The organism is Mesorhizobium sp. M1A.F.Ca.IN.022.07.1.1, assembly GCF_003997575.1.
Classification (GTDB): Bacteria; Pseudomonadota; Alphaproteobacteria; order Rhizobiales; family Rhizobiaceae; genus Mesorhizobium.
In genome coordinates this window covers 1-12,511 of record NZ_RZST01000164.1, presented here as the reverse complement: position 1 = coordinate 12,511, position 12,511 = coordinate 1, and the positions used below count along the sequence as shown (strand labels likewise).

Genomic DNA, 12,511 nt, shown 5'->3' with positions numbered 1-12,511 from the left:
GTTCCGGCCATATGCTGATGTCTATCGGGCTCAGGGCTGCTTCTTGATCGAGGCGACTTTTCCGCGCGCTTTCTTCATTTTCGCCAGCCCCAAGTTAAAGCCACGGGTGGTCAGCGCAGCGAGCGAGGTCGACTTCACCGACTACGACTTAAGACCACCGTCCGTGGTCTTCGTCGATCCGTTTACGCGTGATCCGATTGCCCGGAAAGATCTATACCTGAAAATGCTTAGACGTCCGCCGCTGCCCGGAACGCCGCCGGAGATGATAGGAGCTCTCATCCAGCAGAACGCCGTGCCGCTGACGGACTTCATCCAGGCCAACAGTCCCGAGGACGAACCATTCCTGTGCATGGCGGGCGTCCGGGAATACCACGACAATCCAGCCCATTCAGGTGATCCATGGCTACTTCATCGGGGTTCTGGCGAAGGCTGTTTGGCCTTCATCCTGGACAAGATCATCAAGTACGGAATCGTTCCTATAGAGCAGTTGCAGATTCAACTCCAACCGACAATCGTAGGAATGGTGGTATCCCCTCAGGCGATACAAGAATGACTGGTTTGAGAGATGTAACGATCGTGACTCTCCCGCGCGGCTGCATCTCGACCACGCATGGGCATCTGCGCTCAGTTGGTCGCGAGGGCAATGAGGGGATGGCACTTTGGGTCGGCGTTCAGGAAGACCGGCACTTTGCCGTAACAGAGACGGTTATCCCGGCGCAGCGTCACATTCGAACAAACGATGGCGTTTGCGTGATCGTTGCGGCCGAAGAACTGCACCGGCTCAATGTCTGGCTCTACAAAAGCGGCCTGAAACTCTTGGCCCAGATTCACAGCCATCCGGGCCGCGCCTACCATTCGACGACGGACGACGCTTATGCGGTTGCTACCACGGTTGGGTGTCTGTCGCTGGTGGTGCCGAATTTCGCCCGCGAGCCTTTCGATTTTGCTCGGGTCGCCGCCTATCGGCTTGACGAAAAGGCCAAATGGAATGCGCTCCCTCCCGCGGCACTGTCGCGAATGATCATGATATCGAGTTGAACAATGGCATTCGCTAACTTCATCGATCGCGCCGCCACGGCGGCATCTCAGGTCCTGGCCGATTTTCATCTGGGAGACTTCAAAGCAGCTCTTGAAAAGCAGGTCGTGGCAGTCGCCTTCGACCATCAGGCCGCTTCCTGCGCCGAAGGCCAGGCGACATTAGATCTTGCGGTGAGATTGCTCGCTAGGCTCTACCCGGTTCTGGCGATACTCCCGCTGGACAGCGCGGCGAGCTCTCAAGCCCAAGCGCTGGAGCGCTTGGCAAAGTCGATCAATCCAAAAGTCGGCATCCGGCGTTCCGGCAAGTCTGCCACCGTCTGCGTCGTTGCAGGGGTAACGCGCCCATCACTCCGGTGCCCGATCTTTTTCGTGGGATCGGACGGTTGGGCGGCAAAGCTGTCGCGTACGGACCCGGTGGGCTCTGGCCCAAGTCTGCTGCCTTATGGAGCTGGCGCCGCCAGTTGCTTCGGCGCCGCCAACGTCTTTCGAACTATCTTCGCCGCCCAGTTGACCGGCGCCGAGTTGGACGAAACCATCGACCTCTCGCTATGCAGCTACGACAAGACCAAAGCCGGGGAGGCTGGCCCGATCGACTTTCCAGTCGACCTTGGCGAAACCCACCTCGTTGGGCTCGGTGCGATAGGCCATGGCTCGCTTTGGGCGCTAGCGAGACAACCCGATCTCAAGGGTCGTCTGCATGTAATCGATCACGAAGCGATCGAACTCTCAAACCTGCAGCGCTACGCATTGGCCGGCCAGGCGGAGATTGGTATGTCCAAGGCGGTTCTTGCAGCCACCGCCCTTAGATCGACTGCCCTTGAGGTCGAGGCGCACCCTCTGACGTGGGCAGAATATGTTGCGCGCCGGGGCAATTGGGTCTTCGACCAAGTGGGTGTGGCGCTTGACACCGCCGCCGACCGTCTGGCTGTCCAAGGTGCACTGCCGCGATGGATCGCAAACGCTTGGACGCAGGAGCACGATCTCGGTATCTCCCGGCATGGTTTCGATGACGGCCAGGCTTGCCTTTGTTGCATGTACCTGCCATCCGGAAAATCCAAGGACGAGCACCAGCTGATTGCCGAGGAACTCGGAATACCGGAAGCACACGAGCAGGTGAAAACGCTCCTGCAGACCAATGCCGGAGTTCCCAACGACTTTGTAGTTCGCGTGGCTACAGCGATGGCTGTGCCGTTTGAACCGCTAGCCCCGTTTGTCGGCCAGCCCCTGCGCTCCTTTTATCAGCAGGCTATCTGCGGCGGTCTGGTGTTCCAGCTTAGCGAAGGAAGTCGCCGCGTTCGAACTGTCGTTCCGATGGCCTTTCAGTCGGTGCTTGCCGGGATTATGCTTGCCGCGGATTTGGTCAAACATAGTGCGGGGTTTCCCATGAGCCCGACGACGAGCACTCGGGTGAATCTTCTGCGCCCCCTTGGCTCTCACTTGCACGATCCGAAGGCCAAGGACTCCAGCGGCCGCTGCATCTGTAGCGACGACGATTTCATTGCCGCTTACAGGCGCAAATACGGCGAGCCCGTTGATCAGGTAAGCGATGTCTCGGCCGCCTAAGCAGACGCGCACCTCTCCGTGGACGCAGGGGGCGCGGCTTGTGGGCGTGACCATGGGCGCCATTATGACACGCTTGGCCCGCTCCTTTGCCCGCCTATCGTCCTCCGCGCATGATCCCTGACACCTCCTTGCCGACGTGATGATCCAGCACCAGCCGCCATGGCACCAGAGGCTGGTCAAACCTCCGTTGTTGGCCGGTTTGGACAGTGCTGCATCAGGTCTCGACCGACGTCTCGACAGTCAGGGCTGCTTCGACGGGTGTGAAGATGTCAACATCGACCCCAGGCGCCCGAATCGTCACAATCAGGGCGTACCGAGCCAGAGCGTCGACGCGTTCCAGGTAAGGCTTCTCCTTCCACCAGCCCCCGACCGGGAACACGCCGATCGCGTCACGCTCGGCGAGATCGGCGGCGCTGCCCGACCAGAAATCGGCGTGCAACGAGCCGCGATCGCGGAAGGTGCCGAGCAGCCACTCTTCTCCGCCTCCAGCAGGCGCCCCTTCCTCCTCGTCCCGAGCGGCCTGATTGATGCGGGCTCGGAATTCGTCGACTGTCTCGGTCGCTGACTTTACTCTGAACCGAAGACCATGGGACGCGTAACGATGCCGGCGGGTCCATCCGCGTTCACCGGGGTTGGGTTCGATGAAATAGGACAGCGTGACGCGGAGCTCGACCTGGGCAGCGCCGAGCGCCGCGAGCTGCTCCTTCGGCCAAGGCAGGCGATGCAGCTTCATGTCACGCGTTTTGGCAGCCGCGCCGCCCTCGCGCTGGAAAGGCTGAAGCTCATCTTCAACGATAAGCGTGAGGTCGTTCACCGTTGACAGAAGCGCGCGCCCAAGATCTGGCACGCCATAACCATAGCGCCGCACGAGCGCCTGGATCTCGCCCTTCGCTCCGTTGCACGCATCGATGCGTGCGCGCATCGCCGGAGTCCATTCGGCCGAGTGGACGATCAGGGCGCGAACCGTTTCAGGCCACAGCTCGGGGCGCGCTGATAGAATTAGTCCCGCCATCCGTGCGGCATGGGCCGTTGCCGCGCTCGTATCTCCGAGGGTGGTGAAGTGGCGCAGTTCGGGTCGATAGAAAGTGGTCAATATCTGCAGATCGTCGATCGGCTCGCCAGGCAACACACCGTCATGGGCGAGATTGCCGCCTTCGAAGACGACCTCGGGCTTCACCGGCCACTGCCTGTCCCAAACGACCGAAGTGCGACTGCGCGGCGAGAGCTCGCCGACCGGCGCGATCGGAGCGTAGCCCGCAAAGTCGGTGTCAATGATATCGACCTTTTCTGTGAAAGCGCCGACCGTCAGCGCATTCCAGGCCTGAGAAGGATCATCGACTGCTTCCAGATCGTTGCGCGTCAAATGCTCGGCCGGCATGAGGTCATCGCCGATGTTGCCGGCAGAGAGAACGATCAAGCGTCGCTGTTCCTCTTCGAAACAGAGTTGGTCGATAGCGGCAGACCACGATGTGGGCCTTCCACGCGCCGGACTGGCGCTTGTCACAGCCATTGCGATCGCGCGGCGGCGCTCCGGCGCCTGCACCTCGGCGCGGGCGATCGCTTCCGCGGTGATCGCGCCATAGAGTTCTGGATCGTTTGCCTCGTCTTCTGGCGGAAGGATACGAACACTCTCCAGCCGAAAGGGCAATGGAACTGGATCGCCTCCGACCAGGAGCGGGACCAGATCACCGTACAGGCCGACACCTGCCATTCGCGTCCCGTGGCCGCTCCACGCAGGTGTGTCGTCGCTGCCCCATGCCGGTTTGACGGTGTGCCAGTCTTCAACGGCAAGTGCGGGTTCGATCAACGGGTGGGTGCGACGCACGCCGCTGTCGAGAATGCAGACCGCAATATCGGTTGAGGCGGTCTGACGCGCCCGAGAAGCTCGTCGCTCCAGTCCCTTTGCTCCGCGCCGCCAAGGCCCATGAAGAAGGACGGCGTATCCTTCGCGCGCCGCAGCTCGGCGACGACATCGCTGTGCGCAATCATGCGGTCGAGCATTGCCGTGCTGGCGAGTGCCAGCATGACCACCCGCTCCGGAAACCTGACCGCATGCGTGCGCAAAGTGATGTTCAGGGCTTCGGCAATGTGCTCGAAGTTCTCGCGGCGACCGTCGCGCAGCCAGACTTCCCACCACACCTGCTCGTCAGCGGCCTGGGGGAAGAGGTCGTCGTGGTCGGTAAACAACGATCGTGCAGTCGCCAGCCTGACTGTCTCCATGCGGGAGACGAGCGGCTCGTTGCGCGGTCTGCCGCGGTCAGTGTCAACGTCTCGATACGCCTCGACTTTCCGCAAATAATAGGCTTGCGCGCTTTGCGGCAGGAACACCGACGCTGTGATGGGAGCACCGGGTTGAGTTGGCTCATGGACGGCGACCAGCTCCATGTGCTGGCGACGATCGGCCAACTGGTCGAGGGCCGCCCGTCCGGACATGGGCAGATCGATCTCGAGATAAAAGCCAGGCGTGCCGACCGACAGCTGGGGGTCACGCGCCGCAATCTGCTGGCGTGCACTTTCGACCGCTTGTTCGATGGATTGCGTCAAGGCCGCAGCATGCGACGCCCGATCACGCGCCGGCAGCGGCGGTGCATGTATAAGTTGGTTGGGCCGCCGATAGGCTTCCCGAATGCCGTTGTTGCGAAGGTGGATATGGGCGCGGTCGCGCGGAAAATCGTCTGCCATTATGATCTGTGCTGTCGCTACTCAGACAGCGAAGCCTGCCGGCGTTCCTTCAGAGCGTCGATGAGCGCTTCCGAGGTGATCCGCCCCCCCCGCAATATGATGGTTTTTGCAGCGTCGTCGGCCGCGCGGGTGATCTCGGCCTGCGACAGTCTCTCTGCCTGAGAGATCGCCTCGTTCCAGGCAAGCCCTCTGGTGTCGAAGCGGTCGAGTCGAGCCCGAAGCAGCGCCTCGATAATCGGCCGATCGGGCACGGCGTATTCGATGACATCGTCGAAACGGCGGAACAAAGCTCTGTCGAGCAGCTCGGGATGATTTGTTGCCGCAATAATCAGGCTGTGGCTGTCGTCTTGCTCGAGAAACTGCAGAAACGAATTCAGCACGCGCCGAATCTCGCCAACATCCTGGCGTTCGCCTCGACGCGCGCCGATGGCATCGAATTCGTCAAAGAAGTAGACGCCCCGCGTCGCCTGCATTGCATCAAAAACAAGCCGCAGCTTTCCGGCAGTCTCTCCCATGAACTTGGTGATCAAACCATCGAGGACGATCGTGAAAAGGGGCAGATGAAGCTCCCCGGCCAATGCCGATGCGGTCATCGTCTTGCCTGATCCTGGCGGGCCGACCAGAAGCAGTTTGCGACGGGGAACAAGCCCGTGCTCGCGCAAGCTTGCTTGTTGGCGCTGCTCTCCCAGCACGCGGTGCAGGCGCGAGCGCAGACTGTCCGGCAAAATCATGTCGGTCAGTCGCAGGTCCGGATAGCGCACATGCAGGAGCCCTGCGAGCTCGCCCTTTGGCTGAAAAAGGGGAACCGGCCGACTGCTCTTGGCAATCCGGGCGTCCCTGCTCTTGGCTGCGTCGACCAGATCCTTGAGCTCCTGAGCAAGCTTGCCATGGCCTTGACGTGCCTCATGCGCAGCAAGCTGCATCGCGATAGAGAGGAAACGATCCTCGTCGCCGGCAAAGTGGCTTTTAAGCAGCGTCACGATATGGCGGGCCGTGGTCATGGCTCTCTTCTGGGGTATCCGTTTACTTGGCGAAGCGCATGCAACCTAAACGCTTTCAACGGCGATTTGTATCGCGCAATGGTGTTTTTTCTCTTGTCGATGTTCGCCCGTGGCAACTTCAGCGGTGAACTGTTGCGCCGCGGTCATAGGCCAGCCGGAATAACGCCGGCCAGCAGACAACAGTCCGCATCTTCGAGCGCTCGAAGTCTGGCCACTCACGCAGCGTGTCGGGTCCGAACGCTCCAAAGCCGCCCCGCCTGGCAGGTCCATGCGACCGATTGCGGGCGTGCGGCCATAAGGTCTACGCGGGCTCGCATGGCTGCCCGCGCCGCTGGCTAAAAAAGCTGTACACCATCTCACGAAACACCAGGTCCGCTCCTTTGCCGGCCGACGGTCCATGAAATCCCCTCCCCACTCACGACACCGGAGACCTCCTTGCCCACATGGCGCTCAAGCACCGGCCGCCATGGCACCAGCGTGAACTCGCGCGACTTCTCAACGACGGCATATTTTCCGCTGGCAAGCTCGACGGAGCGGCGGAGCGTACCCTCTACTCGTCCTCCGGATCGCGCTTCGGCATAGGGCAGGCCAAGTTCCTCCGACAGTTGGCCAGCAACACGGTTCAGTTCTCGCTGGCGCAGGATCGAAAGCATGTTGGCTCGATAGACGATCCGATCCTGTTCTTCATGCGCGTGGCCTTGCGCGATCAGCCACTCCCGCCGGCGAGCTTGCGCCTCTCTCACGTCGCAGCCGAAGCCGGATCCGTGCAAAGGCTCGGGTCTATCGGCAACCAGCTCCCGGTCGAGCCAGGTGGCGCCGTTGAAGCTGACCTGTCGCTCCAGCGCCATTGAGGAGAGCTTGTCGACAACGAAAGGCTCGGCCCTGGCCCGCTGGCCCTCATAATTCGCGACGCGATCGAGATGGTCCGGCGCGATGAGCCAGGTGCCGTTCGGCTCTCGCTCAACGCCGCCGGTCGCGCGGCGGATCGCCTCCAGCCGCCGCACATGCGTTCGCGCAAAGCTCTCGGTGGCGGATGGGTCATGCTTCAGGTGGATATCGACGTCGTAACGGCCGCCATTCGCGGCGGCGATTTCGGCGATGGTACGATCGACCCGCCTCGGCTCGGTGTTCCTTGGCGCGACACGCACGATGCAGCCATTAGGCATCGTTTCCATCGCCTCGCCTCTACCGATGTCGATCCAATGGCTCTTACCGTCGACGGCGTCGACGATCATGTAGTGGCGGTCATTGATCTCGTCGGCCAGTCCACGCGCGACAACGCGACCGACGAGAGACTGGACGGGCTCGCCGGCTCGATCGTGGATCACCCAGTCGGCGGCACTGCGTGCAAGCCCCTTGCCGGCCAGTTCGCGGTGGATGGTCTTGATGATGTCGCCGCGTTCGCCGGTGCGGCGCAGCGTGGCTTCGAGCTCATCGTCGAGGCGCCAGGAGCCAGCGCCGACCTCCGCGGCCAGACCCATCCGCTCGAGCTTGCGCAGCCGTCCCTGGTGCAGCGTCTGGCGAATGGCGTCGGGACCGCCCGGCGAGACCAGCCCGTCATCATCACGCATGCTGAGCAGCCGACGGTCGATGCTGGTGAAGCGTTCCTGCTCCATTTCCCGGCGCAGGCGAAGCTCAATCTCGCGGTCGGTTCGCGGACCGAGATCGAGGCTGACCAGCTCGGCCGCCCGCTCGCGGATGCCAGATGAGATATATTCGCGCGCGATGACCAGGTTCTCGCCACGGTCGTCCCTGCCTCGGACGATGATGTGGCTGTGCGGGTGGCCGGTGTTGAAATGATCAACCGCGACCCAGTCGAGCTTCGTGCCGAGGTCTTCCTGCATCTGCGCCATGAGCCGCCGCGTCAGCGCCTTCAGGTCTTCATACTCGATGCCGTCTTCGGCAGCGACGATGAAGCGGAATTGGTGGCGGTCGCCGTCCGCGCGATCGATGAACGCCTTGCCGTCGACGCGGTCGCTGTCGGCGCCGTAGAGCTCGCCAGGCGCACCTTCTCGGGTGACGCCGTCGCGCTGAAGATAGCGTAGATGGGCACGCGCCCCGTCCGCGCCCTTGCCGGCGAGCTTGACGATCCGCGCCTTGACGATCACCCGGCGCTGGCGGAAGGCGGCATACCGGTCGCGCGATTTCAGCAGCGCCGCAGCCGCCCCGCCGCGCCCTGTCCGGCTGCCCGTGAAGCGACCGCCGGGCTGGGGCTGGCCGCCGGCTCGGTTGACGGCTGCCCGGACTTGACCGGCATAGCGTTTGCCTGCCTTCGAGCCGCGCGACCCGATTTTGCCGAGCTTCGGCCTGAACTCGTCATCCTTCATGCGAGCCTCCCAGACATATCAAGCAAAATCAGACACTTACACGTCCAACCCTCTTGGCACCGGCGGCAGCCTCCTGGAAAAACGATGTGCAGACAAAGATTTAACCGCCTCCTGGAGGCGGTACCTTTATCTTGCCTTACGCGCCCAGCCCCGCCAGACGCGCCCCCGTCCGCCCATGGCTAACGCACCGGCTCCTTCGGCTGCGCGCCGTCCTTGCCGAGCGGCACGAAGAGATCGCCGTTTCGCACGCCTGAGTGAACACCGTCATGAATGAAGAACAGCGACCGTCCGAGAGGAGCGATTTGCGCCTTTGGAGCGACAGATTGGCTTTCGAACGCCTCGATGTCGGCCGCCGAAACTCCGGCCGCCTTGAGTTGGTCGAGGTACTCGACGGTCTCTTCTGGCAGCGGTTTGCCACGCTTCAAATGCTCGTCGTAGCGCTCGGGACCGGCATTGTAGGCGCCAAACAGGCCAGGAAATCCGAAGCGGTCATACATGGCGCTGAGATAGGCCGTGCCGGCCAGGATATTGTCGCGCGGATCGTGGGGGTTAGGCCCAAGGCCGTGTTCGACCCGCATCTCCTCATAGGTGCCGGGCATCACCTGCATGAGGCCCATGGCGCCAGCGGGGGAGGTGATGGGGCGGCCGCCGCGCATTGTCTTGCCGCCGCTTTCGGCAGCCATGACGGCATAGATCCAGGCTTGGGGAATATGGAAGCGCCGGCTTGCTTCCGATACCAACGTCTGCCACTTTCGCAGCTGCGGACTTTGGGAGATGGCGACCGGCTCAGCGCCGGTCGAGGCGGAACAGGCGCATGGCGCAATGGCGATCATGCCCAACAAGAGGAGGGTCACTCGGTCCATAGCGGTACGAGCCTCCCGATGACATTTTGAGTGGGAACAGGCCCGAAATAGCGGCTGTCGAAGGAGCGGTTTTTGTCGCTGCCGAGCAGGAAAACCTCGTTATCCCCGAGCGCTCGGCAGCCGTTCCACCATGGCAAAGGTCGGCCTTCGGCGTCGATTTTGAGCCGGCGCGCGACGATGTCGCCGCCGATGATGATGGCGTCATTGAAGGCGCAGACATTATCGTCCGGCAGCGCTGCAAGACGTTTTGCCAGCGGCACATTGCGAGGCAGATAGCTGCGCTCGGCGGCGAGATACGCCGCGTATTCAGGCGGGCGCACGAGCACGAGATCGCCACGCGCCAGCGCTCCCGCAGCGATGCGGTAAAGGCCGATCGGCGCGCTGGCCGAGGCGTTCCAGACCAGCCAAGGGGTGGGCTTTCCCAGCGCCGTGAAGCCCAAAAGACCGAGACCGGCCGCGGCCAAGGCGACCGTCTTACGGGCTCGAACACGCCTCAGGCGGCTGCCGATCAGATGGATGGAAGGGCGCCGCCTCATGAACGGCCTCCCGTGCCGCCCTGGCCGGAACCGGCCTTGCCATCGCCGGCGGTGGAGTGCTGCGGGTGTCCTTTCGACCAATGGTCGAGTTCGTCGATGTGATAGCGGACATAGCGGCCGTGCTTGCGGAATTTCGGGCCGCCGCCCTTGAGCCGCATCTTTTCGAGCGTGCGCTGGGAGAGCCCGATATAGAAGGCGGCTTGGGCTGTGCTGAGAAACGGGCTGCCCTTTTTCGCGCGGGCCGCGCGTTCGTTTTCGTCGTCCATGATGATCCTCGTTTCGCTTCGGACAAGCGAGGGCGAGGATGGGCGAGGGAGATCGTCTCGGGGACGGGCGAAGAGTCGGGGGAGAGTTTTCGCCGCCCTTTAGGGCGGACGGGGTTTGGGTGGAACTCCTGGGAATGAGCCCCGCGCCGGGGCTGCGGCGCGAGGCTCTATCTCGGCCGGTCAGTCGGCCGGGTTCCAGATGATGGCGTAGGTGTCGTGATCGTCCTGGCCGGCGGCGCGGCCGAGATTGGCGTAGAGCTTGCGCGGTCCGAACTCCGGCGCTGCAATCGACAGGCTCACATAATCCTTGCCGGAAGTCTCGCCGGTGCGGATCCAGCCGGCGCCAACTTCGACTCCTTGCGTAAGCACCCGGAAGTCGGGATGGTTGTCGGCGCTCTTGGCCTGGTTGGGGACGATATCGATGTCGGCGCGGACGCTGAGCGTCTTGAGCTGGCCCTTGTAGGCGCCGTTTTCCTGCTTGTTGACGTAACCGATCGCGGTCATTTCGAAGTCTCCTTTTGTGGTTTCGCCGGGGACCATCCCCTGCGATGGCGCACCGTAATGGGCGCGTCAGGACCGCCTGAATCCGACAGGGCCGCAGCGACAGCGAAGGATCCGAGCGGGCAGCTTTTTTGTGAGCGAAGCGGCGCGAGGAAGCCGCCGCAGGCGGCGGGGAAAAAAGCTGATGGCGAGGGTTTCGGGCGGCCGGACCCGCCCATAGGTCGACAAGCCAGCCGCAGGGATGGTCCTTGGAGAGAGCATGGAGACCGCTCGCCAAGTGCGGTCTTTCAGCCAAGCAGGACGCCGGGATGAAACGGCCTGCAAAGATGCTGCGCCCTTATGCCGGATCGAGATCGTGCCAGCGGGTCGGGCGCCAGAGCAGACATCCGGCATGGTGCGATCTATGAAAGCAGGGCTCGCCAGCGGGAATTTGATACGCGAAGGGGCCAAAGCAAGGCTGGATGAGAAGCCGGTGCTACCTGCAGGTCCAGTGTCATGTGGCGGCGCTCGGGAAACCGCTACGCAACGTGACGCGCTCTTATGAGGCGAACAGACCGGCCCCAAAACCGATCGACCGGTGGTCGGCGCGAAACGCGTCATGCCTGTCCGAAAGCTGACAGTGGCAGAAGACGCATGTCGGGTTCCGCACAATTGACCATGCTGGATTTGTGAGGTTTTCAGGGAGAGCCATGCGTTCACTACCCAGTGAGCTTTGGCACGGCATTTGCACTTGAGATGTGGCAACACGGATCGAAGGTTGACTGCATGCACAAGCGCGAGATGAGCAATGCTCTCCTTTCCTGGAGGCTTGGCAGCAGATTCGATTGTGACGTTGCGAGGAGCTTCAGCCGCTCGCGGCGGAAGTGATCTCAAATCTGAAGGCACCGTTGGGACCGCAGCCATCAAACACATCTTTCTCTTTTTCGCAGCTCGTCATCAACGCGATGCGGACTTCTTCGCGTCGACGGCGGCCGAAGGTGGAGAAGGGCTCGACTTGCAAAAAGGAGTTGTCAATGACGTCTTACGTTCGCACCAACAGCCCGGCGCAGGTGCGCTCACTGTCCACCTTTGGCAAGCATCTGCAAAGGAGCGTGCTGACGGCGACGCTGCTTGCCGCGGCTTCGACGGGAAGTGAAGCGCAGCCCTATGTTCGTGCTGACGGCAGCACGACTGACGACTTGGAAGCGGCGCGCGCAAGTTGGCGTCATGACGCCGAATTCAATGGAAATGTGGGGCTCGCAGCCATCAACGCGGATGCGCGTATGCGTTGGGTTCCACCGGGGAGGGGGCCAGAGCTCCTCGCCTGCCCTCGTCCGTCTTGACGAGTGCCCGCTTACAGCCTACCTCACTATCGCGTTAGCACTCGTCCATCGCGAGTGCTAACAAAAACCCCTCAACATCCGCACCAGGGAAAAATCCGAAAATGGCAAAGTCGAAGTTCCGCCCGCTGCATGACCGCGTGGTCGTTCGCCGGGTCGAATCCGAATCCAAGACCGCTGGCGGGATCATCATCCCGGATACGGCAAAGGAAAAGCCGCAGGAAGGCGAGATCATCGCCGTTGGTTCCGGCGCCCGTGACGAAGCCGGCAAGCTCGTCCCACTGGACGTCAAGGCCGGCGATCGCATCCTGTTCGGCAAGTGGTCGGGCACCGAAGTCAAGCTCAATGGCGAAGACCTTCTGATCATGAAGGAATCCGACATCATGGGCATCATCGGCTCATATCAGGCCCTTTC

General features: G+C 62.3%; 11 protein-coding genes and 1 pseudogene. 5 read left to right on the top strand and 7 right to left on the bottom strand.

What is annotated here, in order from left to right; genetic code table 11:
- The 3 genes from EOA75_RS18730 to EOA75_RS18720 all read left to right on the top strand — a co-directional run.
- The coding region (locus EOA75_RS18730; protein WP_127324864.1) for a putative metal-binding protein at positions 1-553 on the top strand (553 nt) is incomplete at its 5' end.
- A gap of 98 nt (positions 554-651) precedes the next feature.
- Positions 652-1,038 carry a Mov34/MPN/PAD-1 family protein gene (locus EOA75_RS18725; protein WP_245457098.1) on the top strand — a complete coding sequence of 129 codons (387 nt, stop codon included), beginning with the start codon at positions 652-654 and terminating at the stop codon, positions 1,036-1,038.
- A gap of 3 nt (positions 1,039-1,041) precedes the next feature.
- Positions 1,042-2,601 carry an E2 ligase fold family C protein gene (locus EOA75_RS18720; RefSeq protein WP_091595803.1) on the top strand — a complete coding sequence of 520 codons (1,560 nt, stop codon included), beginning with the start codon at positions 1,042-1,044 and terminating at the stop codon, positions 2,599-2,601.
- A 214-nt stretch (positions 2,602-2,815) separates the two neighbouring features.
- On the opposite strand, the pseudogene EOA75_RS18715 reads toward EOA75_RS18720, so the two are convergent.
- The 7 genes and pseudogenes from EOA75_RS18715 to EOA75_RS18685 form a co-directional block, all read right to left on the bottom strand.
- Positions 2,816-5,283: pseudogene (locus tag EOA75_RS18715) on the bottom strand (S8 family peptidase).
- 17 nt (positions 5,284-5,300) lie between these two features.
- Positions 5,301-6,284: an ATP-binding protein gene (locus tag EOA75_RS18710; protein WP_127313442.1), complete on the bottom strand. Its 984-nt coding sequence runs from the start codon at positions 6,282-6,284 to the stop codon at positions 5,301-5,303.
- Between the two features lie 356 nt (positions 6,285-6,640).
- Positions 6,641-8,611, bottom strand: a complete 1,971-nt coding sequence (gene rlxS, locus EOA75_RS18705) for a relaxase/mobilization nuclease RlxS (RefSeq protein ID WP_126038545.1) — start codon at positions 8,609-8,611, stop codon at positions 6,641-6,643.
- A gap of 179 nt (positions 8,612-8,790) precedes the next feature.
- Positions 8,791-9,474 carry a lytic transglycosylase domain-containing protein gene (locus EOA75_RS18700; RefSeq protein ID WP_024505647.1) on the bottom strand — a complete coding sequence of 228 codons (684 nt, stop codon included), beginning with the start codon at positions 9,472-9,474 and terminating at the stop codon, positions 8,791-8,793.
- Positions 9,462-10,010, bottom strand: a complete 549-nt coding sequence (locus EOA75_RS18695) for a S26 family signal peptidase (RefSeq protein WP_029354919.1) — start codon at positions 10,008-10,010, stop codon at positions 9,462-9,464. Before EOA75_RS18695 ends, EOA75_RS18700 begins: the two co-directional genes overlap by 13 nt.
- Positions 10,007-10,276 (bottom strand): helix-turn-helix domain-containing protein, encoded by a 270-nt coding sequence (locus EOA75_RS18690; protein WP_029354917.1) that lies wholly within the window; start codon positions 10,274-10,276, stop codon positions 10,007-10,009. Before EOA75_RS18690 ends, EOA75_RS18695 begins: the two co-directional genes overlap by 4 nt.
- A gap of 180 nt (positions 10,277-10,456) precedes the next feature.
- Positions 10,457-10,780, bottom strand: coding sequence for a DUF736 domain-containing protein (locus EOA75_RS18685; protein ID WP_029354915.1), 324 nt, complete (start codon positions 10,778-10,780; stop codon positions 10,457-10,459).
- Between the two features lie 1,010 nt (positions 10,781-11,790).
- Between EOA75_RS18685 and EOA75_RS18680 the strand changes: the two genes are divergently transcribed.
- Together EOA75_RS18680 and groES are read left to right on the top strand one after the other, a co-directional pair.
- Positions 11,791-12,099, top strand: coding sequence for a hypothetical protein (locus tag EOA75_RS18680; protein WP_126089903.1), 309 nt, complete (start codon positions 11,791-11,793; stop codon positions 12,097-12,099).
- Positions 12,100-12,200: 101 nt separating this feature from the next.
- The coding region (gene groES, locus EOA75_RS18675) for a co-chaperone GroES (RefSeq protein WP_127324863.1) at positions 12,201-12,511 on the top strand (311 nt) is incomplete at its 3' end.